The organism is Cognatiluteimonas telluris (assembly GCF_011320095.1).
Taxonomy (GTDB): domain Bacteria; phylum Pseudomonadota; class Gammaproteobacteria; order Xanthomonadales; family Xanthomonadaceae; genus Cognatiluteimonas; species Cognatiluteimonas telluris.
This window is the reverse complement of record NZ_JAANOY010000010.1, coordinates 47,027-72,093: the sequence shown is the minus strand read 5'-3', so window position 1 is coordinate 72,093 and position 25,067 is coordinate 47,027. Positions and strand designations below refer to the sequence as shown.

Genomic DNA, 25,067 nt, shown 5'->3' with positions numbered 1-25,067 from the left:
ACCACCACCACCGCCGGTCGAGTAGCTGCCGGTCAGGCTGACGCCGGAGAACGTCTGGTAGCCCTTGATGTTGATGTAGTAGGTCCCCGCCTGCGCAGTCGCGATCGCGCAGGTTTCCGAGTTGCCGCTGACGTACGGACGGCAGTCGTAGGACGAGTCGGTCGGCTCGCTGCCGAACTTCACGTACATGTCGGCATCACCGGTGCCGCCGGACATCACGAACTTCAGCCCGGTCGCGCCGGCCGGCACCACCATCGTGTACTTCAGGTACGCACCGGTCGCCGCCGCCAGGCCCGTCACGGTCACGCCGCTGCTCAGCACGTTGCCGCCGGTGCCGCCGCCGCTCACCGTCACCGAGGACGTCTTGCTCGCGCTCAGGCCACCGTCGTCGGTGACCGTCTCGGTCACGCTGTAGGTGCCGCTGGACGCATAGGTGTGGCTGGGGCTGGCCGCCGTCGAGGTGCCACCGTCGCCGAAGGTCCAGGCATGCGAGGCGATGCTGCCATCGCTGTCGCTGGAACTGTCGTTGAAGGTCGCGACCAGGCCGCTGGTGGTGAAGCCGAAGTTTGCCGTCGGCGCCGTGTTGCTCGTCGTGGCGGTGGCGGTGAAGTTCTGACTGCCGACGTTGCCGCCGCTGACGGTGACGCTGCGGCTGGTCGGCGAGAAGCTGTAGCCCGACAGGCTCGGCGTGATCGTGTAGCTGCCGTTGGCCAGGCTCGACAGGGTGAAGGTGCCGCCGCTGCCGGTCGTGGTGCTGACCATGCCGGTGCTGACGGTGACGCCGCCGAGCCCGGTACCGGCGCTGGTGGTGATGGTGCCGGACACGGCGTACGTGGTGCTCGAGGTGCCACAGTCGTCGAACTTGAAGTTCGCGATCTTCGTGTTCCAGCTGCTGCTCGGGCGGTACATGCCGACCATCCAGAACGTGCAGTCATCGCTCGGGTCGACCACCATCGCGTAGTAGTCGCCCCAGCGGCCGGACGTTTCGGCCGCGGCGCCCGGGGCGACGATGTTCTCGCCCTGCGTCATCACGCCCGCGGGATCGCTTGCGAGGCGGCCGGTCCAGCCCAGCGACGCGTAGGTCACCGGCGTGGTCTTGCGGGTGATGTTGTAGCCCAGCGCGATGTTGCCCTTGTTGTCGGTGGCGATGCTGCCTTCCAGGTGCTGGGTGCTGGTGTCGCCCGGGCCGTAGGTGCCTTCCTGCTGCAGCGTCCAGTTGCCGCCGCCGACGCGACGCAGTTCGAACCAGCGGATGCCGGCGTTGACCGTGCTGCCGCTGCGCGCGGAATTGATGTTGGTTGCGAACTGGCCGACGATCGATTCGTAACTGCCCAGGTTGCGATAGACCAGCGAGTTGAGGATCACTTCGCGGATCGGATCGAGCTTCTTGGTGCTGCCCGGCTGCGGCACCGTCGCGAACGTCGAGTAATCGGTGAACCAGCTGTTGAATTCGGTGATCGGGACCTTGGGCAGGGTGGTGATCGCGCTGTTGGCCGGTGCGTTCCAGTCGACCTTGATCGAGTACAGGTCGATGTAGTCCTGGCTGGTGTTGGCCGAACTGCCGGCGTGCGCTTCGTCGTCGTCGTGCCGCGCGAGGATCTGCTGGGTGCTGCTCGGCGGCGCATGCGCGCTGTCGCCGACGTAGGTCGCCGGGGTCAGCGCCTGGAAGCCGTAGCCGGCCAGTGCCGGGATGCTGACGAAACGCTGCTGCGCGCGGGCAGTGGCGCCGAGCAGCATGTTGGCGCGGTCGTAGGCGTAGGCGGTGACGTTGCTGCCACCTTCGTTGTCGGTGCAGACATAGGCGTCGGACCAGACGCCGCAATGCGGATAGTCGTTCTGGGTGGGCGTGGCGAAGCCGTAGAACCACCAGCCGCCCGACACCGGGTTTTCGCTCTTGGAGACGTACACGCACATCTTCGGCGCCGACGACGTGCCGCCCATCTCCAGCAGGAACCAGCGACCGGCCAGGCGATCGAACAACACGATTGGATCGCTCACCGAAGTGCGGCAGCCATCGCCCGAAGGCGCCAGCGACGAGAACGCTGTCGGCCCCGACAACTTGGTGCCGGCCTTGTCGTAGACCGTGAAGCTCGTGCCCGAGCTGGAATTGATGCCGTAGACCAGGTAGTTGGGGCTGACGTCGATCACGGGGTCGCCGGGCGACACGCCGGTATTGCCGTTGTTGATGCTGACGTGGCTGCCGTCGATGCGCAGGTGGCGGTTGGCGGGCGCATGGGCGTCCCAGATGCGCTGCAGCTCGGGCAACCGATCGGGCACGGTGGGGATCGAGGCCGGCGTTGCCGGGCTCACGCGTCCGAGCGGGTGGAACTGGCGCTTGTGCGCCTCGCGGATCGCCATGCCCGGATGCCATGCCGGGACAACCGGCATCCTGCGCAGGTCGACATCGATACTGACCGGCGTCACCGGCTCACCCACCTGCGCGCCACGGTGGATGCGGACAGGCGCGCGCCTTGCTGCCGAATGCGTGCCTGGCGCATGGGCCTTCAGCGGCGGCGCGGCCACCGCCGCGGCCGGCAACAAGGCCAGCGCGAGCAGGCTGGACAGGAACAGGTGGATGGATTTCATGGGTGCCTTCCCGATGGAATTGGTGCTGCCGCGGGCGCGGCAACCTGTGGTTTGATCCGCGCCCAGCACTAGTCGCTGTCGTTGTCTTCCTGCGCTTGTTCATCCGCCTCAGGCGCGTCGCCGACGCTGGTGAAGCGCGCGCGCCTGAGCAGCCGGATCTCGCCGCGCCTGCTGTCCAGCGCCAGCGTCGAATGGTTTTCGCCGATGACGGTGCGCGCGACCTTGTTCGGTTCTTCGCCCACGCGCCGCTCGACCTGGATCGAGTAATCGGTTGCGAACTGCGCCGAGGTCGCCATCCGCACCGCTGCATCGAGGCCATCGTCGACGCCGACCTGCAAGCTGCCGGTGGTGGTGGCCAGGCGCTGGTGCGCGCCCCTCGGCGCGGTGCCGAGCGACGCCTCGATCGCGCCGTCGCCCGTCTGTGCCTGGATGGCGCCCCTGATGGCGCGCAGGGTGATGTCGCCACCGACGCTGGACAGCTCGACATCGCCGTGCACGCCACGCACGTCGATCAACCCTTGCTCCGTGGTGATCTCGAGGTCGTGTCCCTCGGGAACGAACACCGAGAGGTCAAGGCGCTGCCCTTCCTGCAGCCTCGCATTGTCCGGCAGTCGCGGCGCGACGGCATACCGGCCCCGGACCGCCGCCGGAACCAATCCGATGTGCGCTGCACCCGCAGGCTCCTGCAGTACCGCGTGGCCGTCGACCTTGTGCTCGAAGCCACCGAAACGCACATGCACGTCGCCGTAGGGATTATCGATCGTGACCGGCGTGCCTACGGCCAGGGTCGCGGCGAAGTCGCTGCGCGTGATGGTGACGTGCGTGGGATTGGCGTGGGTGGAAGCGGCGGTCGTGTCCGGCGCGCTGTTGCCGGCCGTCTCCGGTTTCGCATCGTCCGCGCGCGGACAGCCGGCCAGCAATGCCAAGGCGGTGAGCAATGCGGCGCAACGAACGGCGGGGAGGTTCAGGCGAATCGGCATGGGCTCACGCGATGGGACACGATGTCGTTGCTTTCGCACGTGGCCATCGCCGCGTGCGTCGTATGGGTGGACCCGATGATCGGGTCCGGTGTGCGGTCGGAATGCGACCTGTGTAGAGCGTTCAGCTTCCCTCGGATCAACACAAACCCCGGCGCATGGCCGGGGTTTGCTGGAGTCAGGTGGGGCGGCATTCCGTCGCCGCCCCGCAGGTAGTGCCTGCACGGATCGCTCCGGGCAGGCGCCACCCGTTTACGGCGAAACGGTGCCCTTGAGCGAGACGCCCGAGTACGCGGCGTAGGCACGCACGTTGATGTAGTACGTGCCGGCCGTCGGCGCGTTGAACGTGCAGGTCTCGTTGTTGCCGGTCAGGTACGGACGGCAGTTGTAGCTGGACGTGGTCGGCGCGCTGCCGAGCTTCACGTACAGGTCCGCGTCGCCGCTGCCGCCGGAGATCGTGATCACCGCGCTCGACGAGCCCGAGGGCACGACCAGCGTGTAGTTCGACGAGACGCCACCGCGGGACTTCGACGGCAGTGCGACGGCCGTGCCACTGCACAGCACGGTGCCACCGCAGTTGCCGCCACCACCACCACCACCGGTCGCGTAATCGCCCTTCAGGCTGACGCCGGAGAAGGTCGAGTAGGCCTTGACGCGGACGTAGTAGGTCCCGACCTGCGGCGAAGCGAAGGAGCAGGTTTCCGAATTGCCGTTGACGTACGGACGGCAGTCGTAGGACGAGTCGGTCGGCGTGCTGCCGAACTTCACATACATGTCCGCGTCGCCGGTGCCACCGGACTGGGTGAAGACCAGGTTGGTCGCGCCGGACGGAACGGCCAGGGTGTAGACGATGTCGCTGCCGGTGCTGGCGGCCAGCCCGGTGACCGTCACGCCCTTGGTCAGGGTGCCGCCGGTGCTGCCACCGCCACCGCCGCCACCGCCGCCGCAGCTGCTGGTATCGACGCCGACCGCGCTGAACGCCGAACCGACATCGCTCGTCGAGTAGCCAAGGTCCGTCGCCGCCGTGACCACGCCGCAGGCGCCGCTGGCGTAGGTCGTGCTGGGCGTCCAGTACAGGGCATTGGCGCGCGCCATCACCTTGAACGCCTTCGGGGTGCCCCAGCCGCTGGTCTTGGCCAGCAGGCAGAACGCCTTGTTGTAGACGCCGGAGGTGTAATGCACGTCCATGCTGCTGGTGTAATCGGCGGCGTTGTCGATGGAGCCACCGTCCTGCGGCGGGTTGCACATGTAGCGCAGCGCGCCGGACGACTTGAAGATCTCCTGGCCGACCAGGAAGTCGTTGGTGCCCTTCCAGTAGTACTCGGTCGCTTCGCCGCCCATGTCGGAGAAGGACTCGTTGATGCCGCCGGACTGGCCGGAGTAGTTCAGGCCCGAGTGCTGCTCGGTGAAGCCGTGCGAGACCTCGTGGCCGGCGACGTCGGCGCTGACCAGCGGGTAGAAGGTGCTGGCGCCGTCGCCGAAGCTCATCGTCGAGCCGTCCCAGAACGCGTTCTCGTAGTTGGTCTTGTAATGCACGCGCATGACCAGCTGGAACGTCAGCGCGTTATAGCCGGTGTAGGCCGGGTACATCGCGGTGATGAACTTGCCGAACGAGAAGGCGTCGTTGATCGGCGAGTAGCCGCCGTTGATGGTCTTGTAGGTGTTGCGCGGGCAGGTGTACGAGAACGCCGTGGTGCTGGTCGTGCCGCCGTTGAGGTTGACGCCCTTCACGTTGGCGTTGTTCATCGTGCAGGTGCTGCCGGACTGGGTCACGTCCATGTACGGATAGATGCCGCCCGAACCCCACTCGTACTGGCCGGTCTTCTGGTTGCCGCCGGGACCGGTGCCCACCAGCGCGTGGGTCAGGCCTTCCCACTTCTTCAGGATCTTGCCGTTGTTGGCATCGACGATGACGAACGGACGCGTCGCCTTGACGCCGGGGCTGTTGCTGTCGGCGAAGAACGACACCACGTACGCCATGTGCGCATGGTTGTTGTCGTCGATGTAGATCATCTGGCGCGCGTCTTCGCGCTCCACGCGCATCACGCTGGCGTGCGACCCAAGCGTGGCGGACTTCGCCATCGACAGGGCATGCGCGCGCGCGACCTTGGGCGCGGTGGCGGGCAGTTCGCCCGCCAGCCCGCTGACCGAGCGGCCAAACAGGTTGCGCACGTGGCCAGCCTTGTCCTCACTGACGATGACGTTCTCACCGAAGATCGGGATGCCGCGGAAGGTCTGCTGGTAACGGTAGTGGCGCGTGCCGTCCGAGTCGGTGCTGGTGGCCAGCACGTGGAGCGACGAATTGGCGCCCATGCCGAGCATCTCGGCGTGACGCTGTGCTGGCTTGGTGGCCGCGCCCAGGTGGCTGCTGGCGACCAGGTACTGGTGGTTGACCTGCGCCACGTCCAAGTGGTGGAGATCGGTGCGGTTGGCGGCCTGGGCCGACAGCGCGGTGAGCGCCAGGGCCAGTGGGGTCAGAGCGACAAGACGATTACGACTGCTGGAGTGCATCACGTTTCGTGTCCTCAAGGCGGTTGGATGGCCGTCGCCCGGCGGGCGGCGGGTGTTTCGGAAGAAACTCCAACATTCATGCCGGTGCGGCGAATCCATCGCCTTGCCGGCTCCGCGCGATGCCATGGATCGCAGGTTGCGACCCGGTTGGCGGTTCCCGAAGCTGAATGGTCCGCAAGTTGCGGCGGTGGTCGGGAAAGCCCCAACCAAGGAGGCGACACGCTGCTCCGTGCCACCGATGTGACGCTACGGGACAGGTTACGTTCAGTCACGCTGCAGTCGCAGCAAAAAACGGGGGGGTATGTGTGACATTGGTCACGTTTTGAGAATGTCGACGGTCGAGTTTTCCATGACCAATGGCACAGGGGGGCGCAGCAGCCCCGGAGGGCGCCTCCTGATCGTCTGGCCGGACCCCGGCCCCTTTGCCGTTTTCGCCCGCACGGTCGCGCCTGCGCTCCAGGGCCTCCGAGGGCGGTGCCGGCAATGGCCGCATGCAGAGGCCAACGGGCCAACGGGCCGACGGGCTCGAACGGCCAGCGGGAAGGCGGGAAGACGGGGAAGGGGCCGGTCGCGGTCGGCCCTGGCGGCAGGCGGAAGCCGCCGGGCGCGCGACGCTAGAAGAGACCGGTCTCGAGCCGCGCGGCGTCGGACATCATCGACCGGTTCCACGGTGGGTCGAACACCAGCTCGACATCGGCCTCGGCGACGGTGGGGATCATTTCGAGCTTGGTGCGGACGTCGTCGACGAGGATGTCACCCATGCCGCACCCCGGCGCGGTCAGGGTCATCCGCACCTCGACCAGGCGCTCACCGTCCTCGCGGTGGGCGACCGTCGCCTCGTAGACCAGGCCCAGGTCGACCACGTTGATCGGAATCTCCGGATCGAAGCAGGTGCGCAACTGCTTCCAGACCAGCTGCTCGACGGCCTCGTCGCTGGCGTCGGACGGCAATTCCAGGGTTTCCGGCGGGTCCTTGCCGATGGCATCGGCATCCGCGCCCGCGACCCGGAACAGGTTGCCCTCGACGAAGACGGTATAGCTGCCGCCGAGCGCCTGGGTGATGTAGCCGGCACTGCCGGCCGGCAACGTCACCACGTCGCCCTGGGGCACCATCACGGCGGCACAGTCGCGCTCGAAGCGCACGGGTTCGCTGTTGCGGGAGTACATGCGGGAAGCGGATCGGCGGCTTCGCGCCGCGAGGTGCCCATTCTAGCGCCGGCGTCGTTCCCGGTGGCCGGCCGCGCTTCCGATGCCCTGCTGGCCGCTATGCTGTCGGGCTTTGGCCGACCCCCACTCCATGACGAATTCCGCCACGCGCGGCTCTCCCTGGCTCGCCACGCTGCTGCTGGCGATCGGTAGCCTGGGACTCGCCTCCGCCTGGGTGATGGTGGCCTTCGCCCGCGACCGCCAATGCAGTTGGATGGCGCTGCTGGCCGCGATCGATGCCGTGCTGCTGCTGCGCCTGGCGCGCATGCCCAAGGGGATACCGCGGATGGCGCTGGCCGTCACCGCGACTGCCGCCACCATCGTGCTGGCGAACTGGGGCATCGCCGCGGCGCAGATCGGCCGCTCGATCGGCATGCTGCCCTGGGAATCACTGACCCGTCTTGGCAGCTTCTATGCATGGACCCTGGCCAACCTGGCCAACACGCCGGCCGACCTGGCGTGGTTGCTGGCCGCGCTGGTGCTGGCGGTCGTCGCATCGCGCTGACCGGCGACCGGTGGCGCATGGCAGTGGCCAGGGCCATCGGCCCGGACTGGGCGCCAGGTCGCCGAATCCCGATGCCACCACCGCGCTGGCTGACGCCGACGACGGGAGCCAGCGCCGACCGCGCCAGTGGCCCCGGCAAACGAGCGGTGGGCACGTGCGGTCAATGCCCGCCGTCGAGCGCCTTGAGTTCGCTCACCAGCGCGCTCGCCATTTCCGCGCCGTCGCCATAGAGCATGCGGGTGTTGTCGGCGTAGAACAGCGCGTTCTCGATCCCCGCGAAGCCGGTGCCCTTGCCGCGCTTGATGACGACGACGTTCTTCGCATCGACGACATCGAGGATCGGCATCCCGTAGATCGGCGAGGAAGGATCGGTCTTCGCCACCGGGTTGACCACGTCGTTGGCGCCGATTACCAGCGCCACGTCGGTGTTCCTGAATTCCGGGTTGATGTCGTCCATGTCGGCGATCAGGTCGTAGGGCACGCCCGCCTCGGCGAGCAGCACGTTCATGTGCCCGGGCATGCGGCCGGCGACCGGATGGATCGCGAACTTCACCTTGACGCCGCGTTCGATCAGCTTCTGCGTGAGCTCCCAGATCTTGTGCTGCGCCTGGGCGACGGCCATGCCGTAGCCGGGGACGATCACGACCCGCTGCGCGTAGGCCATCATCGCCGCGACATCGCCCGCCTCGATGGGCTTCTGCGTCCCGCTGATCTCCTGTGCGGCGCCAGTGGCACCTCCGAAGTTGGAGAACAGCACGCTGCGGATCGAGCGGTTCATCGCCTTGGCCATCAGGCGCGTGAGCAGCATGCCGGCGGCGCCCACCATCATCCCGGCGATGACCAGCGCGGGGTTGTCGAGCACATAGCCCTCGAAGGCCACCGCCAGGCCAGTGAATGCGTTGTACAGCGAGATCACCACCGGCATGTCGGCGCCGCCGATCGGCAGCGTCATCAGCACCCCGAACGCCAGTGCCGCGAGGAAGAAGGCAACGATCACCCATGTGGCCAGCGCGCCGGTCGCCAGCAGGTACAGGCAGGCCACGGCCAACGCCAGCACCAGCATGTTGAAAATCCGCTGGCCCGGAAACACCAGCCGTTTGTCCATCCAGCCCTGCAGCTTGGCGAATGCAACCAGCGAACCGGAAAACGAGATCGCGCCGATCAGTGCCCCGATCGTGGCCAGCAGCAGCGGCGTCGTGGCAGGCAACGGCCCGTCGCTCTGCGTGCTGGCAATCCGCAGGCCCGGTCCGAACGACACCGAAAACTGTGCGTGCGCAGCGGCCGCGAAGGCCAGCAGTTCGACCGCGCCGATCGCCGCCGCCGAACCGCCGCCCATGCCGTTGTAGAGCGCGACCATCTGCGGCATGTCGGTGATGGCGACCTTCTTGCCCGAAATCCACGCCAGCGAGACACCGATCACCAGAGCCAGTGCGATCAGCGCCAGGTTGCCCAGCCCCGGCAGCAGGAACGTCGCGATGGTGGCGATGACCATGCCCGCGCCGGCCCAGCGGATGCCGCTGCGCGCGGTGACCGGCGAGGCCATGCGTTGCAGGCCGAGCAGGAACAAGGTCGCCGCGACGAGGTAACTCGCCGCCGCCAGCCAGGCGAACACCGCGGGGAACGGATTGGACGCGATGCCGCTCATGCGCCGGCCCCGCCATCGCCCGGCCGCTCGCGCCTGGCCGACGGCTTGAACATGTCGAGCATGCGTTCGGTGACGACATAGCCCCCGGCGGCATTGCCGGCGCCGAGCAGCACGGCGACGAAGCCGATCACCTTCTCCAGCGGGGTGTCGGCGTGCCCAAGCACGACCATGGCGCCGATCAGCACGATGCCATGGATGAAGTTGCTGCCCGACATCAGCGGCGTGTGCAGGATCACCGGCACGCGGGAAATGATCACGTGGCCGGCGATGGCCGCCAGCATGAAGATGTAGATCGCGATGAAGCCGTCCGCCATGGCAATGCCCCCGCCCGAGTCCGCCGCATCATAACCGTGGCCTGAATCCATCGCCGCGGTGGTCAACCGCGCGCAGGCGCGGACGTTTGATGCCCTGCAGGATTGGCCCTGCGAGGGAGCCCCCATGAATCGACTTGCCACCACCACATTGACCGCCGCCCTGGCCGCGATGACCCTGCTGGCCAGCGGCGGCGCCGCCGCGATGGATCGCGGCGACCGCGTCGAACAGCGCCTGGATCGACGCGGCGACCGGATCGAGCACCGCCTGGACCACCGCGGCGCGCGCATCGGGCAGCGGATGGACCGTCGTGGCGACCACATCCAGGCGCACCTGGACCAACGCGCGGCGCACCAGGCCGCGCTCGGCCACGCCCGTCGCGCCGACCGGCTGCAGCGCGAAGGCCGCCGGGTCGATCGCCGCTACGACCGTCGCGGCCAACACGCCGAGCATCGACTGGCCGCACGTGGCGACCGCATCGATCGACGCCTGGATCGGGAGGGCCAGCGCCGTGAGCGCCGCTGGGACCGTCGGCACTGAGCGCGCGTAAGCTCGACGCGTGCGCACCGATGTCGATCCTGCCTGCATCGAGCCGCCTCGGCGGAAGGCCATCGATGCCGTGGTCCCCGCGCGCCCGGCAGCGGGATCGGCTGCAATGGACGCGGTTGCCCTCGCGGCGATTCGACCCGACGCACCGGTCACGCTGGAACGGTTCCTCGCCGACATCAGCGCGCGCGCGTTCCGTTTCGCCGAACTGGGCTTGCGCCATCGCGATGACGCGCTGGACGCGGTGCAGGACGCAATGATCCGCATGCTCGGCTATCGAGAGCGCGCGCCGGATGAGTGGACGCCTTTGTTCTGGAGCATCCTGCGCCGGCGCATCGTCGACCTGCAGCGGCGTCGCTCGTTCCGGTTGCGTTGGTTGCAGGGCGCATCCGATCGCGATGGGGACCGCGACATCGACTGGGCCGATGGGTCGCCAGATCCCGCCCGCCAACACGACCAACGCCAGGCGTACACCCGCCTGGCCGATGCGCTGGCCGCCTTGCCCCGCCGCCAGCGCGAGGCCTTCGGCCTGCGCGTGCTGGAGGAACTGGATGTCGCCGATACGGCGCGCGCGATGGGCTGCAGCGAAGGCTCGGTGAAAACCCACCTGTCGCGCGCGCGCGAGGCGCTGCGGCGGCAACTGGAGGAATTCCAATGACACGCCCCCCCGGCATCCCATCGGCGCATGGTCCCGATGCGGCCGATGGTATCGGCATCCATCCATCAACCGACGACGACTTCGACCGGCAACTGGCGCAGTGCCATCGCCAGGCGGTCGCGCAACTGTCGGCGCGTACCCGGGCGCAACTGCGGCAGCGCCTACTTGCCGTGGTTTCGCCGCGCGCGCGCGCGTGGCGCGGCAGGGGACCGGCCTGGGGGTTGGCGGCGACCTGTGCGCTGGCGCTCGTCGCCGTGGCGGGGCTGCCCTGGCAGCCAAGACGGGATAGTGCCGCCGATGCCCATGTCGTGAGCGCCCCGCCCAACAGCAATCCGATGCCCGACAACAGCTCAATGCTTGCCAGCCTCGACGAACCACCGGACCTTTACCTCTGGCTCGCCACCGACGATGCGCGCGCCCTGCTTGCGGAGTAAGCGATGAAATCCCAGCTGCTGCTGTCCTGCCTGCTCACCCTCGCCACCGCGCCAGCGTGGTGCACCGGAAGCCCCGGATCGCTGCCCGCCTGGGACCAGCTGACGCCGGCGCAGCGCGAAGTAGTCATCGCGCCGATCCGCGAACGCTGGAACGCCGATCCGCAACTGCGCGTGCGCCTGTTCGAGCATGCCCTGCGCTGGCAGCAGCTCAGTCCCGACCAGCGTGCACGAATGCGTCGCGGAATGGGTCGCTGGGAGCACATGGCGCCGGAGCAGCGCGATGCGATGCGCGCCCTGTTCCACAAGATGCGCACGATGACGCCGGACCAGCGCCAGGCGCTGCGGGGGAAGTGGCGGGCGATGACGCCGCAGCAACGGCGCGACTGGGTCCGCGCCAACCGGCCGACCGCCGACTAGCGGCGGGAGCGGCGTCGGTTACAGGGCGGGCGGGGCCATGGCAACCCGGGCCGCGGCTGGCGCTTGCGGCCATGCCGTCCTGGCCAGCAGTTCGTCGTTCCAGTCCAGCCGGAGCACGCCATTGGCGAGCAGCAACGTGACGAAATTCAGCACGTTGCGCGCGTACATCTCGCTGGCATGCAGCGCGCCCATGCTGGCCAGGTCCAGCGGGCCGGCCACGATGACGCCAGCGTCCTCGATCGTCTGCCCGGGTTGGGTCAGGACGCAGTTGCCGCCGGTTTCGGCCGCAAGGTCGACGATCACGCTGCCTGGTTTCATGCCGGCAACCATCTGGGCGCTGATGATCCGGGGCGCTGGTCGACCGGGTACGGCCGCAGTGCACACAACGACATCGATCGCCTTGAGGTGTTCTCCCAGGCGGCGTTGCTGCTCGGCGCGTTCCTCGTCGGTGAGCGCGCGCGCGTAGCCGCCTTCGCCGGCCGCGGACACACCCAGATCGAGGAACTTCCCGCCCAGCGATTCGATCTGCTCGCGGGTCTCCGGTCGCACGTCGAAGCCTTCAACCTGCGCACCCAGGCGCCGCGCGGTTGCGATGGCCTGCAGGCCGGCGACGCCCGCGCCCACCACGAGCACCCTGGACGGGCGGATGGTGCCGGCGGCCGTGGTGAGCATGGGAAAAAAGCGCGGGGCCAGTTGCGCGGCGATCAGCACCGCCTTGTAGCCCGCCATGCCCGCCTGTGAACTGAGCACGTCCATGGCCTGCGCGCGGGTCGTCCGCGGCAATCGTTCGAGCGGAAATGCCACGATTCCCCGCGAACGCAATGCGTCCGCGCGCGTGGGATCGGCCTCGGGCTGCAGCAGTCCGACCAGGCAGGCGCCGGGTTTCATCGCCGCAATCGCCTGCGGCAGGGGAGCTTGCACGCAGACGACAACGTCGGCATCACCGGCCACGCTGGCGTCGTCGACGAGTTGCGCGCCCGCGTCCACGTAAGACTCGTCGGCAAGGTAGGCGCGCTCGCCGAGTCCTCGCTCGACGCGCACCTGGACACCCAGTGCGATGAGCTTGCGGCACGTTTCCGGCGTCAACGCCACGCGCCGCTCGCCGGGCGCGGTTTCGCGCGCGCATCCGATCACCGCTGCTGCCGTCATGCCCCGCTCCATCGCTGCCGATGCGGCATCCTAGCGAATGCCGGCAATCGGCGCGCAGGGGCGGACCTCGCGCGCAGCGAGGCCCGTCCGCGGGATCGGCTCAGGCCGCCTTGCTCAACTTCACGCGCACCTGGCGCATGGCTTCGTCGAAGGGCAGGCTCGCCGACTCCTCCACCAGCTTGCCGGCCTTGGCCAACGCGGCCAGCTGCTGCGGCGAGGCGACGAGCTTGCGCAGGCCGCGGCGATTGACCAGCAGCAGCCGGGAGGTCAAGGGACTGACCCACGCGATCTTGACCGAGCCTTCCTCGCCCTCCTCGCCGACCAGGCGCATCCAGCTGCCGGTGGGCAGAGAGGCGATGCGCTGGGCGACCTGCGGGTCGAAATCCAGGACGCCATGCCCATCGACCACCGACAGCAGCCTCGTGTCGTCGCCATCGTCGGACAGTTGCGCCATCGCCGGAAGCGGACGCACGTCGCGCGACACGTCCGGGAACGCCATGGCGCGCGCCATGCCGGCCATCCACTCGCCCGCGACCTGGTCGTCGAGCCCCGAGCTGGACAGGCACTCGATCAGGCCGGCATGCAGTCCGAGCACCCTCTCGGCAACCTCACGGCCATCGCCACGCGCCGCTGCTTCGTCGACCGCGACCAGATCATCGGCCAGCGCCAGCACATGCTTGCAACGATCCGATCCCTGGCCGTCGCGCAGCAGCACCTGTACGAGGTGATGCTGCCAGTGTTGCTCCAGGAACTGCGCCGTCACCGGCGTCAACGGCCGGGCGGCGATGCGCTGCGCCAGCGCCGACGCTGCCTGCAACCGGGCCTGCAACAAGCGCTCGCGCCCATGCACGGTTTCGGCCGAGCGTCGTTCGACGATTTCGGCCCGGCGATTCTGCTGCTGCAGCAACTCCTGCAATTCGTTCGTCGCCAGTTCGAAGATCGCGAGGTCCTCGTTGTATTCGGCGACCACGCGGCCGACCGCGGCATTGGCGCGTTCGAGCAGCGCGCGCTCCTGTGGCGAGCCGCCATCATTGCTTTCGCAACTGAGCGTCAGCGCATCCAGCAGCCGACGCGCGGGATGGTCGGGGCGCACGAACAGGTTTTCGTCGTTGATGGCGACGCGCACGTAGGCCATGACCAGGCGCGCGAACAACCCGCGCGCCGGCCCGACCAGGGCGTGGGTCTCGAGAAGCGATTCGAACATCAGGCCGACCATGTCGATCGCGTCTTCCTCGTGCTCGCCAAGGCGGATCTCTCCGGGATCCAGGCCGAGGCTGCGCGCTCCCTCCAGCAATTGCACCCGGATCGCGGCATTGAGCTGGCCGCGGCCGGACAATGCGGCCTGGAAGGATTTGACGTTGTCACGCTGCAGCAACGAGGTGACCGTATTGAGTTCGCGCGTGCACAACTCCCTCCGCTCCTGCATCGGCATCGCGCCAGGGGCCGTGCCGTCACCGGCACTTGCCGGATCGTGCTGCTGCTGGCGCCAGGCATGCAGCATGTCGCGCAGGCGCTGGTGCTGGACCCGCGCTTCGGCCGACACCCGGAACAGGTCGGCGCCCGACGGTGCCTGGGCAATACGATCGCGCGCCGGGGCCTCGGCCGCCGGTGGCGTCGCCGGAGCCGCGACCGGTCCCGCGGGGCGCGGGGCCGGCCGTGGTGCGGATTCAAGGCGACGGCCGCCATGGAATCCATTCGCGACCAACTCGCTGTTCAAGCGCCCGTACAGGTCGCCGAGGACCTTGGACAATTCGTGCTCGTACTGCCGCACCAGCAGCGGCTGCAGCGTCTGCGACATGTCGCTGTCGTTGAACGTGCGCACGAAGGCGCCGGCCAGGCGCACCGCGCCGACCGGGTTGGTGCTGACGGGAGTGCCGATCGCCTGCGACAACGCCTCGAAACGGGCGTCGAGCAGCTCCAGTGGCGCCTGGTAGCGGCGTGCGATCGATTCGGCCAGCCGCTGCCCGGCCAGGTGGAAGCCGAGCTCGTCCTCACCCACCAGGCCCAGCACCATCCCGCTGCGCGACAGGGCCGGCCGGCCCTGGAAATCGTCGAAATTGCGCGCGATCAATTCGCGGTAGCGCATCTGCATGCTGGCGCTGCGCTGGCGCATCGACAGCAGGCCCACCAGGTCCTTGCGCTGGGCCTGGCTGTCGGCCAGCTGCAATTTGTCCTGCAGGTGCTCTTCCAGCGGCCGGAACAGGCCACCCGGAATCGGGCCCAGGAGTTCGACAGAGACGCGCTTGAGTTCGTCCAGCAGCCGCACAGGGTCAGTTCCGGCCGTGGAAGTGAAAGAGTTGGTCAGCATTGGTCACCTCGCGTCAGTGCGGGGGCACCGGATCGCTGAGGGCGAGCATAGTGTCACCATAGGCACCGTCCACCGCCCGATTCGGGTTCTGTGATGCGATTCCCATTCCCGCTCCAACGGCCGGCCGGCCATCCGGACCCGTACTGCCCATGACCGATCGCTTCGCCTGCCTGGACTCCAGGCGCTCCACCCCCGCCCGGCAGCTTGCCGCCCCGGGTCCCGACGAACCGACCCTTCTGCGGATGCTTGCGGCCGCGGTGCGCGTGCCGGACCACGGCAAGCGGGTGCCGTTCCGCATGCTGCGCATCGCCGGCGAGGCACGCGGCGCGCTGGGAACCGTCCTGGCGACGCGCGCGGTGCAGCGCAATCCTGATGCCAGCGCGGCGGAAGTGGACAAGGATCGACTTCGTTTTTCACACGCACCATTGGTGATCGCGGTGGTTGCCAAGCTGGGACCCGACGACAAGATCCCGGCATCCGAACGGTTTTCATCGGCCTCCTGCGTTTGTTTCGCACTGCTGCAGGCGGCACAGGCGGCTGGCTTCGGGGCGCAGTGGCTGACCGGCTGGCCGGCCTACGATCCGGTCGTGCATGGCATCCTCGGCGTCGACGCGCAGGAAAAAATCGTCGGCTTCATCCACATCGGCACCCCGCAGCTCCAGGCACCGGAGCGCGAACGTCCCGACCCGCGCGCCCTGCTCAGCGACTGGACCCCGCAATGACCTTCGATCCGGCGCCGCCCGGCGCCCCTGCCGCCGTACCGACGCTCTATCTGGTCGATGCCAGCCTGTATGTCTTCCGCGCCTGGCATTCGATGCCGGACGACTTCCGCGACGCCGATGGCTGGCCGACCAACGCCGTGCACGGTTTCGCGCGCTTCCTGCTGGAGCTGCTGGAGCGCGAACGCCCGCGGCACATCGCCATCGCCTTCGACGAAGCGCTGGACAGTTGCTTCCGCAACGCGCTGTATCCGGCGTACAAGGCCAACCGCGACCCGGCGCCGGAACAGCTGCGGCGCCAGTTCGGCCACTGCAAGGCCCTGTGCCTGGCGCTCGGGCTGGTAGTGCTGGCCCACCGCGAATACGAAGCCGACGACCTGATCGGCAGCGCGCTGCATGACGCGCGCGCGCGCGGCTTCCGCGGGCTGATCGTCTCGGCCGACAAGGACCTGTCGCAGCTGCTGGGCGCGATCGACGAGCAATGGGATTACGCACGCGGCGTGCGCTGGGGTGCGGCCGGGGTCAAGGCGCGCCACGGGGTGCACGCGCACCAGATCGCCGATTACCTCGCGCTGTGCGGCGATGCGGTCGACAACATCCCAGGCGTGCCCGGCATCGGCGCCAAGACCGCGGCCGTGCTGCTGGCGCATTTCGAAAGCCTCGACGGTTTGCTGGCGCGCATCGACGAGGTGCCGTTCCTGCGCTTCCGCGGCGCGGCGCAGGCGGCGGCGAAACTGCGCCTGCACCGCGAGCAGGCGCTGCTGTGCCGGCAGCTGTCGACGATCGCGCTGGATGCGCCGCTGCAGGCGGCGGGCGATTTCCGCCGCAGCGACGCCGATGCGCCGACGCTTCTGGAGCTGTGCGATCGCCTGGGTTTTGGCCCCTTGACGCGGCGGCGCCTGCACGAAGCCTGTGGCCTGGCCTTCGCGCCCGCCTGAGGCAACGCGCCGCGACACATCGGCTCCGCTGACGGAACGATCACCCACGTTGGCTACGATCACGCAGGGAGGCGACATGGACCAGCCACGCACCGTCTACGAAGGCCGCTACCTGCGCATGGTCGTGCGCGGGCAGTGGGAGTACGTCCAGCGCACGCACGCCGACGGCATGGCGGTGATCATCATCGCCGTCACGCCGGACGATCGGGTGCTGTTCGTCGAGCAGTACCGGGTACCGCTGGATGCGCGCACGATCGAGATGCCGGCGGGCCTGGTCGGCGACGACCACGCGCACGACACCCTGGAAAGCGCCGCCCAGCGCGAGCTGGTCGAGGAAACCGGCTGGAAGGCGGACAAGGTCGTGGTGCTGCTGACCGGTCCGACCTCGTCAGGCATGAGCAGCGAGCGGATCGCCTTCTGCCGCGCCACCGGCCTGACCCGCGTCGGCGACGGTGGCGGCGTCGATGGCGAGGACATCGTCGTCCATGCCATCCCGCGCCCGGAGGCGCCTGCCTGGCTGATGGAACGGGCCCGCGAGGGCTTCGAGGTCGACCTCAAGCTCTGGGCCGGGCTGTGGATGATCGATCACAACCCCGACGGCAGCCCCGCCAGCGCGGCCAGGTGAGCGTGTGGTTGCCCCGCGGGGAACTTCGCCGAGGCTGCCTCAGGCTCGCACGTTCCCGCCGATGCCTGCGCGTCGAGCGCGGCTTCCCGCGTGCCGGCCGCACGCCGGCGCCGGGCCCCGCCTAGGCGAATCGATCCGTCGCCGAGACCAGTGCGTCGATGTTTTCCGCCTCGAATGCCGAATGCCCCGAGGTCGGGGAAACCAGCAGCTCCGCTTTCGGCCAGGCCTTGTGCAGGTCCCATGCGCTCTGGATCGGGCAGACGACGTCGTAGCGGCCGTGCACGATGACGCCGGGAATATCGGCGATGCGTCCGGCGTTGCGCAGCAGCTGGTCGTCGGCTTCGAAGAAGCCGCCATTGACGAAGTAATGGTTTTCGATCCGCGAGAAGGCGAGCGCGAACGCGGCGTCCTCATGGCCGATGATGAAACCCGGGTCAACGCGCAGGAAGCTGGTGGCGCCTTCCCAGACGCTCCAGGCGCGCGCCGCCTCCAACCGAGTGGCCTCATCGGGTGATGTCAGCCGGCGATGGTAGGCGGCGATGAAATCGTCGCGCTCCGCTTCCGGGATCGCATCGCGGTACGGCTCCCAGGCATCCGGGAACAATCGCGATGCGCCCTGCTGGTAGAACCACTCCAGCTCCCAGCGCCGCAGCATGAAGATGCCGCGCAGCACCAGTTCGCTCACGCGTTCGGGATGGGTCTGCGCATACGCCAGCGCCAGCGTCGAACCCCAGCTGCCACCGAACACCTGCCAGCGATCGATCGCAAGCGCGGTGCGCAGGCGCTCGATGTCGGCGACCAGGTCCCAGGTGGTGTTGTCGACCAGGTCGGCGTGCGGGGTGGAGCGGCCGCTGCCGCGCTGGTCGAACAGCACGATCCGGTACCTGGCCGGGTCGTGGAAGCGCCGCATCTTCGCGCTGCAGCCCGCGCCCGGTCCGCCATGCAGCAGCACCACCGGCTTGCCCTGCGGATTGCCGCACTGCTCGTAATAGAGCGTGTGGCGATCGTCGACCGGCAGCATGCCGCTGTCGAAGGGTTCGATGTCGGGATACAACGTCCGCATGTCGGCGTCCGGTCCGGTGGGGGCGACAGTCTAGCGCCGGGTCGATGAAGGCGGCAGCGGCGCTGCCCCCGGTAGGAGCGGCTTCAGCCGCGAGCTTGTGCGTGCAGGGTTGGCGTGGTTTGGTCCGGTGTCCTGCGGAGAGCTCGCGGCTGGAGCCGCTCCTACGGAACAACTGCCGATGATGGAACGTCCGGCCAACGCCCCGCGCTGACGCGATCGCGCGACTCCAGGTCGCGATGCGTGTCGACTGCCTCGAACCCGGCTTCCTGCAACAACGCGCGCACCGCCGTCCCCTGCGTCCAGCCGTGCTCGAGCAACAGCCAGCCACTGGGCACGAGATGCAGCGGCGCATCGGCAACGATGCGGCGGATCGCGTCCAGCCCATCGCCGCCGGAGGCCAGCGCCGCGATCGGCTCATGCCGCAGGTCGCCCTGCCGCAGGTGCGGATCGGCGGCTTCGATGTAGGGCGGATTGCTCGCGACCAGGTCGAAACGCGCCTCGCCCAGCGCCGCGCACCAGTCGCCGCGCTCGAAATGCAGGTTGGCGACCGCCAGGTGCCTGGCGTTGCCGCGCGCCACCGCCAATGCGGCATCGCTGGCATCGGTGCCGAGCACGCACGCGCGCGGGCGTTCGCGTGCCAGCGCGATCGCGATCGCGCCACTGCCGGTTCCCAGGTCGGCCACGCGCAGGTCGCGGTCACGTGGCAGGCGCGCCAGCGCCAGCTCCACCAGCAGTTCGGTTTCGGCACGCGGGATCAGCGTGTCCGAGGTCACCGCCAGCTCGAAGCTCCAGAAACCGCGCGTCCCGGTCAGGTAGGCGACCGGTTCGCCCGCCGCCCGACGCGCGACCAGCGCGTCGTAGCGCACGGCCGCGTCGGCATCGACGGCGGCGTCGGCATGCGCGTACAACCATGCCGGCGTGCGCGCCAACACATGCGCCAGCAGCCACTGCGCGTCGACCGCCTCGATCCGCGCGCAGGCCTGCCGCAGCAGGCCATCCACGCGTGCGCCGGGAACCGTTTCCATGGGCGCCATCCTACCGGCTGGGTCGCCGTCGGGCGCGGCCTGCCTGCCGCTACGGACGAAGACGACACCGCTGCCGTTTGCCCGCAGCGGAAACGGCGCTGGCCTCAGCGCTGCGGAAACTGCAGCGGCAGCCCCTGGCGCGCAGCCTTCTGCGCCGCGCACAGGTGGATCGCCTCGGCGGTCTGCCGCAGTTCCATCGGCCCGCCTTCGACGTCCTTCATCCGCTGCGCGAACTTGGCCTGCAGCTGCGCGGCATCGGCATCGCTGCACATGCCCTCGGCGTACACGCCGACCAGCCGTGCACCGGCCGGCGCCAGGCGCTTGTCGAGCGCGTCGAAGTTCGCATCCACCCACGCGCGCACCGCCGGACGCAACGCCATGTCGTCGGTCTGCTGCTCGGCGGCGATCAAGACCTCGTTGCGGCGCAGCAGCCCGGGCTCGGACACCAGCGCGCGCGCACGTTCGGCCAGCGCCGGATCGGTCGCGCTGCCCAGCGCGGCCAGCATCTGGCTGCGCACCACCGCATCCTCGCTGGCACGGAACTGGCGCTCGGCCGCATCGAAGGCCGGCGTGCCGCCATCGCGCACGGCCACCGCAAGCGCGGTGCCGCGCAGGTCCTGCGATGTCGCATCGAGGTCGAGCTTGCCATCGCCGTCCAGGCCGAGCACCGCTCGGCCCTGCTTGCCCAAGGCTTGGCGCACCGCCGGATCCTGCAGCGTGTCGGCGAAGAACGCAGCCAGCGTACCGCGCAGCAGGCGATCGTCATCCGGCTCGCCGGGCCTGGGGGCCAGGCCGAGCTGCTGCAAACGCGGACGATAGATCGCCGCGACCTTGGCGTGGAAGGCATCGCGCGCCGCGTCATCGGTGAGCAGGTGTTCGGCCATCCACTGCGTGCTGCCCATGCCGGCGGTGACCGTCTGGCGCACCGGCGCGGCGGCGAACTGCGGCAACGCCGCCAACAGTTGCGACGGCGTCAGCGCGCCGGCGCCGTAAGCCGCCGTGACCGAGTCGGCGAACATCCGCTGCTCGCGCTCGTCGAGGCTGGCGAAGGCGCCGGACAGCGCCTGCTGCAGCTTCGGTTCCAGTGCGAACCGGTAATAGCCCGCACCGTGCGCGTTGGGCATCACCCAGCTCGGGCACTGCTGCGCGTCGGTCAAGGGCAGGCGCGCGCTGGCCTCGAACACCAGCGCCTTCTGCTCGCGGATGGTGCCGCCGTCGGCATAACGCACCGTCAACGGGGTGCCCCAGGTCTGCGCGGCGCTGGCGGTCGACCCCAACGGCAGATAGCGCTGCTGCTGCAGCACCAGCGTCGGTTTGGCGCCCGCGCTGCAGTCCAGTGCGACCTTGACGAACGGGACGCCCGGCTGGTCGATGAAGCTGGAGAACGCCTTGCTGACGCCGGCCTGGTTTTCGCTTTGCGCTGCGACCGCGGCGATCAGGTCGGCGCTGGTGGCGTTGCCGCGCGCGTGCGCCTTCAGGTAATTGCGGATGCCGGTGCGGAATGCGTCCGGACCGATGTAGCTTTCGAACATCGCCAGCGTCGCCCCGCCCTTCTGGTAGGTGATGCCGTCGAAGGCGGACTGGATGTCGGTGAAATCCTTGATCGGCTCATGCACGCGGCGCGTGCTGGCCAAGCTGTCGGCGCCCATCGCATGGATCGCGCCTTCCAGCAGGCCGCGATCGGTGTGCGCATCCGGTTGCAGCTGGCCGTGGATCTTGTTCCCCATCCAGGTGGCGAAACCCTCGTTGAGCCAGATGTCGTCCCACCAGCGCATGGTCACCAGGTCGCCGAACCACTGGTGCGCGAGCTCGTGCGCACTCACGCCCCAGAAGCTCTGGCGGCGCGAGACCGCGGACGTTTCATCGGGGAACATCAGGCTGTCGCGATAGACGATCAGGCCGGCGTTCTCCATCGCCCCGGCCCAGAAATCCGGCGCAGCGACGTTGTCGAGCTTGTCGAACGGATACGGGATGCCGAAGTAGTCCTCCAGCGCGCGCACGATCTGCGGCGTGTGCGCCAGCGAGTAGTGCATGCGTCCGCCCTGCCCGTGCGCGGCGATCCCGCGCAGCGGGATCGGCGTGGTGCGCGCGCCGTTGGCGGCGATGTCCGGCCCCTGCGGGACATCCCACGGGCCAACCGCGAAGGCGATCAGGTAGCTGGGCAACGCCTGCGTGCGCGCGAAGTGGATGCGCTTCCAGCCCTTGCCGGCAGGCTCGCTGCGCGCCTCGGGACTGTTGGCCACCGCGACGTCACCCTGCGGCACCACCAGCGTGATGTCCCACGGCTGCTTGAAACTGGGCTCGTCGAAGCCGGGGAACGTGGTGCGCGCGCCCAGCGGCTCCATCTGGGTGATGACGTAGTCGCGGCCGTCGGGCTTGACCTTGTAGGCGCCCTGGAGCTCGCCGAACGGCGCGTCGTAGTCCATCTCGATCGCGCCCTTGCCGGCGGGGATCGTGCTGGCGCCGGTGACCTTGAGCACACCCGACACATCGGCCTCGCGGGTGGCCAGTGCGATCGGCGCGCCATGCGCGGGCACGAACCGTGCGCGGGTGACGTGCAGGCCGCGGCCATGCATCCAGATCGTGTCGGTGGCCTGGGCGACATCGACATCCATGCGTACCTTGCCGCTGAAGCGCGCCTGCGACGGATCGATCGTGAGTTCCAGCGCGACCTCGCTCGGGACGACGTTGCGCGGCAGCGGGCCGGTGGGCACGGCGTCGCCGGCGGCAGTCGCGGGCGCGGTGGCCGGGGTGACGGGCGTGGTGGCCGCGGCCAGGCCGGTGGCGGCGATCAACGCGGTGGCGAGCAGGTGGCGACGCAGGCGCATGTCGGGTTTTCCATGGCGAAATTCCGTCGAAGGTACCGGGAGCAAGCAGGCCACGGCCCATGACGAAAGTCCCGGTCGGGGGAACGAAGGCGTTGCGGATGGCTCCCGCGCTTGCGCCTGCAGCCGCTCATTGCGAGTCGCGCCCCAGGCGCGTGCCGTGTTCGGTCACGCCGCGCGACTGCGGCTTGCCAACGTGGATCGCGAGCGTGTCGCGGCCGAACGGCCATGGCAGCCGCCATGCCGGCGCCCGCGCTCGCCCTCGCGGTGAGGAAGCGATCAGCGCGCTTCAATCGCGCAGCGACAGCCCCAGGACCCAGCCACGACCCGGGGCAGGTTCGAAATAGCGCCCGTTTGCGTCATTGACGATCACCGCGCCGATGGCATGGCGGTCGAGCACGTTGTCCAGGCGCACGAAGCCGTCGAGCGTCATCCGCCCGATGCGCCAGTGCCGCTCCGCGCCAAGGTCCAGCAGCGCGTAACCGGGCGCGTCGGCCGTATTGCCGTCGTCGGCCTGGATGCGGGCGACCGCGCTTGCCTGCGCGAACAGATCCAGCACCGGCGTCGGCGCATAGCGCAGTTGCGCCCACAGCGACTGCGGCGCGGTGGCCGGGATGCGGTTGCCTGCGGCGACGTAGGTGTCGGGCTGCGCGCAGGGCGGCGCGCGGCAGGTGCCGAAGCCTTCGAGGTACCGCGCGTCCAGCCGGCTGTAGGCGAGCGCGTAACGCCAGCGTGCCGCCAGCGGACCGGATGCCGAGAGTTCCCAGCCGCGGCGCCGCGTGGTCGCCGCATTGGTGTAGGTGCTGCGGCCGCCGAGGTTGCTGGCGACGACGAGCTCATCGCGGGTGCGGCTGGCGAAGGCAACCAGGTCGAAGGCGTGTGCACCGCGCTGCCCGCGCAGCCCCAGTTCGGCACTGTGGGTGCGCGCCGGCCGCAGGGCGTCGTTGAGGCCGCTGCGGCCGTCGGCGCGGTAGCCCAGTTCGGCGAACGAGGGCGTCTCGAAACCGCGACCGGCATTGCCGTACACCTCCAGCCACGGCGTCGCCTGCCACGCCACGCCCACCACCGGGGTGGTCTGCGCGTAATGCAGCGCGCCGCTGTCATCGGGATTGCCGGGCGCGATGTAGGCGTCGCGCGAGCGGAAGTCGATGCGGCTGTGGCGGATGCCGGCCGTGGCCGACCAGCGCGGGGCGAAGGCCCAGCGCAGCTCGGCATAGGCATCGCGGTTGGCAACGCGGTCGCGCTGGTCGCGGCGCAATGCACCGACCACCCCGAGCGTGTCGCCGACGAAATTCTCGAAGCCCAGGCGATGCTCGCTGGAGCGCTGGCTCTCGATGCCGACGGTGAGGCCGAGCGCGCGGCCGCGCAGGTGGGCGTCGAGCTGCCAGCGCAGGTCGACGCCGGCATACGTCCGTGCCAGGTCGATCACCCCGCCGCCGCTGCCCGGCGCCACCTGCGCCATCGCGGGGATCGACAACATCTGGAAGGTGTCCCGCTGGCCGCCCCACGTCTCCAGCCGCAGCCGGTGGGCATCGCCCAGTGCCTGCACCAGCTGAAGCCCGACCTGGCTTTGGCGCACGCGCTTGCGGGTGTCGAAGGCCAGTGCGCCGGCGCTTGCGGCACGCGGAGCCGCCCGCGCCTGGGCCCAGGTCAGGCCCTGCGGATCATCGGCCGACAGGGCGAGCGTGTTGGCGGTCAGCGCGAGCTGCATGCCGCGGTCGCTGGCGAATAGCAGGCGCGCCTGCGCGGTGTCGCGCTGTGCGCGGCTGTGCCGGCGGTAGCCGCCGGTCGCGAAATGGCTCGCGTCCAACCGATAGCCGGTGCCGGGTGTCGCGTTGCCACCGGCGCTGCCATCGGCATCGGTTCCAGCGCGCAGGCCATGGTCATCACGCATCACTCCGGCGGAACCTCCATGGTCACCGCCGACCGCAACGTCGTCACCGCCGGCACCTTGGGCATCCGACCACGGCCCCGCCCACGACAGCGACTCGCGCAGCAGGCCATCACTTCCACCGGCCATGTCCGCGCTCCACCGCATCCGCGCGGGCGGATCGGCGCTGAAGAACTCGATCACACCGCCGGCGGCATTGCCGTACAGCGCCGAGAACGGACCGCGCAGCACCTCGACGCGGTCCAGCGCCTCCAGCGGCACATGCGACACCTGCCCCTGCCCGTCGGGCATCGTCGCGGGAATGCCGTCGGCGAAGACCTGCAAACCGCGCACGCCGAACGCCGAGCGCGCGCCGAAGCCGCGAATCGTCAGCTGCACGTCCTGGGCATGGCTCTGGCGATCGTGCGCGGCGACGCCCGGCACGCGCTCGAGCACTTCGGACACGCTGCGCTGCGCCCGCGCCGGCACGTCGGCGACGTGGACGCGGTCGAGCGACGCGGGTGTGCCCTGGAGCGTGCGCTGTCCAACGACGACGATGCCGGGCAACGTCGCCGTGCCGGCGGGCTCGTGTGCGCCTGCGGGGGTGGACAGCACGCACGCCAGCCCCATGCCGGCCACGGCCCGCCATCGGGGAGAGGTCGTCTGCGACATGCCGGCCATGAATGGGGGAGACCGGCAGACCATGCGCATTCAACGGTCGGCACCGCGTGACCGGGCGGGCGCGGGCA

The 25,067-nt window shown here is 69.3% G+C and carries 20 protein-coding genes; 8 read left to right on the top strand and 12 right to left on the bottom strand.

Translation table 11 applies throughout. The features are described from left to right. From G7B67_RS13420 to sufT, 4 genes are all read right to left on the bottom strand, one after another. The coding region (locus tag G7B67_RS13420) for a PKD domain-containing protein (protein WP_243412286.1) at positions 1 to 2,586 on the bottom strand (2,586 nt) is incomplete at its 3' end. Between the two features lie 68 nt (positions 2,587 to 2,654). After that, complete coding sequence (locus tag G7B67_RS07440) at positions 2,655 to 3,566, bottom strand: DUF4097 family beta strand repeat-containing protein (protein WP_166210244.1); 912 nt, start codon at positions 3,564 to 3,566, stop codon at positions 2,655 to 2,657. A gap of 249 nt (positions 3,567 to 3,815) precedes the next feature. Next, complete coding sequence (locus tag G7B67_RS07435) at positions 3,816 to 6,074, bottom strand: M4 family metallopeptidase (protein ID WP_166210267.1); 2,259 nt, start codon at positions 6,072 to 6,074, stop codon at positions 3,816 to 3,818. 614 nt (positions 6,075 to 6,688) lie between these two features. Next, positions 6,689 to 7,240: a putative Fe-S cluster assembly protein SufT gene (gene sufT / locus G7B67_RS07430; RefSeq protein ID WP_166210241.1), complete on the bottom strand. Its 552-nt coding sequence runs from the start codon at positions 7,238 to 7,240 to the stop codon at positions 6,689 to 6,691. A 130-nt stretch (positions 7,241 to 7,370) separates the two neighbouring features. Here sufT and G7B67_RS07425 point away from each other — a divergent pair, with 130 nt between their 5' ends. Further along, entirely contained in the window at positions 7,371 to 7,784 is a 414-nt protein-coding gene (locus G7B67_RS07425) for a hypothetical protein (protein ID WP_166210238.1), read from the top strand. A gap of 160 nt (positions 7,785 to 7,944) precedes the next feature. Here the strand turns inward: G7B67_RS07425 and G7B67_RS07420 are convergent, their stop codons facing one another. Both G7B67_RS07420 and G7B67_RS07415 read right to left on the bottom strand, forming a co-directional pair. Next, complete coding sequence (locus G7B67_RS07420; RefSeq protein WP_166210235.1) at positions 7,945 to 9,429, bottom strand: NAD(P)(+) transhydrogenase (Re/Si-specific) subunit beta; 1,485 nt, start codon at positions 9,427 to 9,429, stop codon at positions 7,945 to 7,947. Continuing rightward, positions 9,426 to 9,743: an NAD(P) transhydrogenase subunit alpha part 2 gene (locus tag G7B67_RS07415; RefSeq protein ID WP_166210232.1), complete on the bottom strand. Its 318-nt coding sequence runs from the start codon at positions 9,741 to 9,743 to the stop codon at positions 9,426 to 9,428. Before G7B67_RS07415 ends, G7B67_RS07420 begins: the two co-directional genes overlap by 4 nt. A gap of 124 nt (positions 9,744 to 9,867) precedes the next feature. Between G7B67_RS07415 and G7B67_RS07410 the strand changes: the two genes are divergently transcribed. The 4 genes from G7B67_RS07410 to G7B67_RS07395 all read left to right on the top strand — a co-directional run bounded on the left by G7B67_RS07410 (position 9,868) and on the right by G7B67_RS07395 (position 11,796). Continuing rightward, complete coding sequence (locus tag G7B67_RS07410; RefSeq protein WP_207780886.1) at positions 9,868 to 10,281, top strand: hypothetical protein; 414 nt, start codon at positions 9,868 to 9,870, stop codon at positions 10,279 to 10,281. A gap of 115 nt (positions 10,282 to 10,396) precedes the next feature. After that, positions 10,397 to 10,945, top strand: a complete 549-nt coding sequence (locus G7B67_RS07405; RefSeq protein WP_166210229.1) for an RNA polymerase sigma factor — start codon at positions 10,397 to 10,399, stop codon at positions 10,943 to 10,945. Beyond that, positions 10,942 to 11,379, top strand: coding sequence for a hypothetical protein (locus G7B67_RS07400; RefSeq protein ID WP_166210226.1), 438 nt, complete (start codon positions 10,942 to 10,944; stop codon positions 11,377 to 11,379). The genes G7B67_RS07405 and G7B67_RS07400 overlap by 4 nt, the downstream gene beginning before the upstream one ends. Positions 11,380 to 11,382: 3 nt before the next feature. Then, the gene (locus G7B67_RS07395; RefSeq protein WP_166210223.1) at positions 11,383 to 11,796 is read left to right on the top strand and encodes a DUF3106 domain-containing protein; all 414 of its coding nucleotides are present in this window, start codon (positions 11,383 to 11,385) and stop codon (positions 11,794 to 11,796) included. A gap of 18 nt (positions 11,797 to 11,814) precedes the next feature. Here G7B67_RS07395 and G7B67_RS07390 read toward each other — a convergent pair whose 3' ends face one another. Together G7B67_RS07390 and G7B67_RS07385 are read right to left on the bottom strand one after the other, a co-directional pair. Next, positions 11,815 to 12,945, bottom strand: coding sequence for an NAD(P) transhydrogenase subunit alpha (locus G7B67_RS07390; RefSeq protein ID WP_166210220.1), 1,131 nt, complete (start codon positions 12,943 to 12,945; stop codon positions 11,815 to 11,817). 100 nt (positions 12,946 to 13,045) lie between these two features. Beyond that, the gene (locus tag G7B67_RS07385; RefSeq protein WP_166210217.1) at positions 13,046 to 15,253 is read right to left on the bottom strand and encodes a DUF1631 family protein; all 2,208 of its coding nucleotides are present in this window, start codon (positions 15,251 to 15,253) and stop codon (positions 13,046 to 13,048) included. A 149-nt stretch (positions 15,254 to 15,402) separates the two neighbouring features. Here G7B67_RS07385 and G7B67_RS07380 point away from each other — a divergent pair, with 149 nt between their 5' ends. The 3 genes from G7B67_RS07380 to G7B67_RS07370 all read left to right on the top strand — a co-directional run bounded on the left by G7B67_RS07380 (position 15,403) and on the right by G7B67_RS07370 (position 17,535). Then, the gene (locus tag G7B67_RS07380) at positions 15,403 to 15,975 is read left to right on the top strand and encodes a nitroreductase family protein (protein ID WP_166210214.1); all 573 of its coding nucleotides are present in this window, start codon (positions 15,403 to 15,405) and stop codon (positions 15,973 to 15,975) included. Continuing rightward, positions 15,972 to 16,910, top strand: coding sequence for a 5'-3' exonuclease (locus G7B67_RS07375; RefSeq protein WP_166210211.1), 939 nt, complete (start codon positions 15,972 to 15,974; stop codon positions 16,908 to 16,910). Before G7B67_RS07380 ends, G7B67_RS07375 begins: the two co-directional genes overlap by 4 nt. A 76-nt stretch (positions 16,911 to 16,986) precedes the next feature. Next, on the top strand, positions 16,987 to 17,535 hold the full coding sequence (locus G7B67_RS07370) for an NUDIX hydrolase (protein ID WP_166210208.1): 549 nt from the start codon (positions 16,987 to 16,989) through the stop codon (positions 17,533 to 17,535). A gap of 121 nt (positions 17,536 to 17,656) precedes the next feature. On the opposite strand, the gene pip is transcribed toward G7B67_RS07370, so the two are convergent. From pip to G7B67_RS07350, 4 genes are all read right to left on the bottom strand, one after another. Continuing rightward, positions 17,657 to 18,598 (bottom strand): prolyl aminopeptidase, encoded by a 942-nt coding sequence (gene pip, locus G7B67_RS07365; RefSeq protein ID WP_166210205.1) that lies wholly within the window; start codon positions 18,596 to 18,598, stop codon positions 17,657 to 17,659. 161 nt (positions 18,599 to 18,759) lie between these two features. Beyond that, positions 18,760 to 19,623 (bottom strand): peptide chain release factor N(5)-glutamine methyltransferase, encoded by an 864-nt coding sequence (prmC, locus tag G7B67_RS07360; protein ID WP_166210202.1) that lies wholly within the window; start codon positions 19,621 to 19,623, stop codon positions 18,760 to 18,762. Positions 19,624 to 19,727: 104 nt separating this feature from the next. After that, positions 19,728 to 22,451 carry a M1 family metallopeptidase gene (locus G7B67_RS07355; RefSeq protein WP_166210199.1) on the bottom strand — a complete coding sequence of 908 codons (2,724 nt, stop codon included), beginning with the start codon at positions 22,449 to 22,451 and terminating at the stop codon, positions 19,728 to 19,730. A 286-nt stretch (positions 22,452 to 22,737) separates the two neighbouring features. Further along, entirely contained in the window at positions 22,738 to 24,990 is a 2,253-nt protein-coding gene (locus G7B67_RS07350; protein ID WP_279303967.1) for a TonB-dependent receptor family protein, read from the bottom strand. Positions 24,991 to 25,067: the final 77 nt, after the last annotated feature.

Bases quoted from the DNA above. Each gene is read 5' to 3' on its own strand.
- G7B67_RS07375 (WP_166210211.1), top strand. From the start codon at position 15,972: ATGACCTTCGATCCGGCGCCGCCCGGCGCCCCTGCCGCCGTACCGACG.
- G7B67_RS07425 (WP_166210238.1), top strand. From the start codon at position 7,371: ATGACGAATTCCGCCACGCGCGGCTCTCCCTGGCTCGCCACGCTGCTG.
- G7B67_RS07410 (WP_207780886.1), top strand. From the start codon at position 9,868: ATGAATCGACTTGCCACCACCACATTGACCGCCGCCCTGGCCGCGATG.
- G7B67_RS07390 (WP_166210220.1), bottom strand. From the start codon at position 12,945: ATGACGGCAGCAGCGGTGATCGGATGCGCGCGCGAAACCGCGCCCGGC.
- G7B67_RS07420 (WP_166210235.1), bottom strand. From the start codon at position 9,429: ATGAGCGGCATCGCGTCCAATCCGTTCCCCGCGGTGTTCGCCTGGCTG.
- G7B67_RS07405 (WP_166210229.1), top strand. From the start codon at position 10,397: ATGGACGCGGTTGCCCTCGCGGCGATTCGACCCGACGCACCGGTCACG.
- pip (WP_166210205.1), bottom strand. From the start codon at position 18,598: ATGCGGACGTTGTATCCCGACATCGAACCCTTCGACAGCGGCATGCTG.
- G7B67_RS07435 (WP_166210267.1), bottom strand. From the start codon at position 6,074: ATGCACTCCAGCAGTCGTAATCGTCTTGTCGCTCTGACCCCACTGGCC.
- G7B67_RS07355 (WP_166210199.1), bottom strand. From the start codon at position 22,451: ATGCGCCTGCGTCGCCACCTGCTCGCCACCGCGTTGATCGCCGCCACC.
- G7B67_RS07380 (WP_166210214.1), top strand. From the start codon at position 15,403: ATGACCGATCGCTTCGCCTGCCTGGACTCCAGGCGCTCCACCCCCGCC.
- G7B67_RS07440 (WP_166210244.1), bottom strand. From the start codon at position 3,566: ATGCCGATTCGCCTGAACCTCCCCGCCGTTCGTTGCGCCGCATTGCTC.
- prmC (WP_166210202.1), bottom strand. From the start codon at position 19,623: ATGGAAACGGTTCCCGGCGCACGCGTGGATGGCCTGCTGCGGCAGGCC.
- G7B67_RS07395 (WP_166210223.1), top strand. From the start codon at position 11,383: ATGAAATCCCAGCTGCTGCTGTCCTGCCTGCTCACCCTCGCCACCGCG.
- G7B67_RS07400 (WP_166210226.1), top strand. From the start codon at position 10,942: ATGACACGCCCCCCCGGCATCCCATCGGCGCATGGTCCCGATGCGGCC.
- G7B67_RS07415 (WP_166210232.1), bottom strand. From the start codon at position 9,743: ATGGCGGACGGCTTCATCGCGATCTACATCTTCATGCTGGCGGCCATC.
- sufT (WP_166210241.1), bottom strand. From the start codon at position 7,240: ATGTACTCCCGCAACAGCGAACCCGTGCGCTTCGAGCGCGACTGTGCC.
- G7B67_RS07350 (WP_279303967.1), bottom strand. From the start codon at position 24,990: ATGTCGCAGACGACCTCTCCCCGATGGCGGGCCGTGGCCGGCATGGGG.
- G7B67_RS07385 (WP_166210217.1), bottom strand. From the start codon at position 15,253: ATGCTGACCAACTCTTTCACTTCCACGGCCGGAACTGACCCTGTGCGG.
- G7B67_RS07370 (WP_166210208.1), top strand. From the start codon at position 16,987: ATGGACCAGCCACGCACCGTCTACGAAGGCCGCTACCTGCGCATGGTC.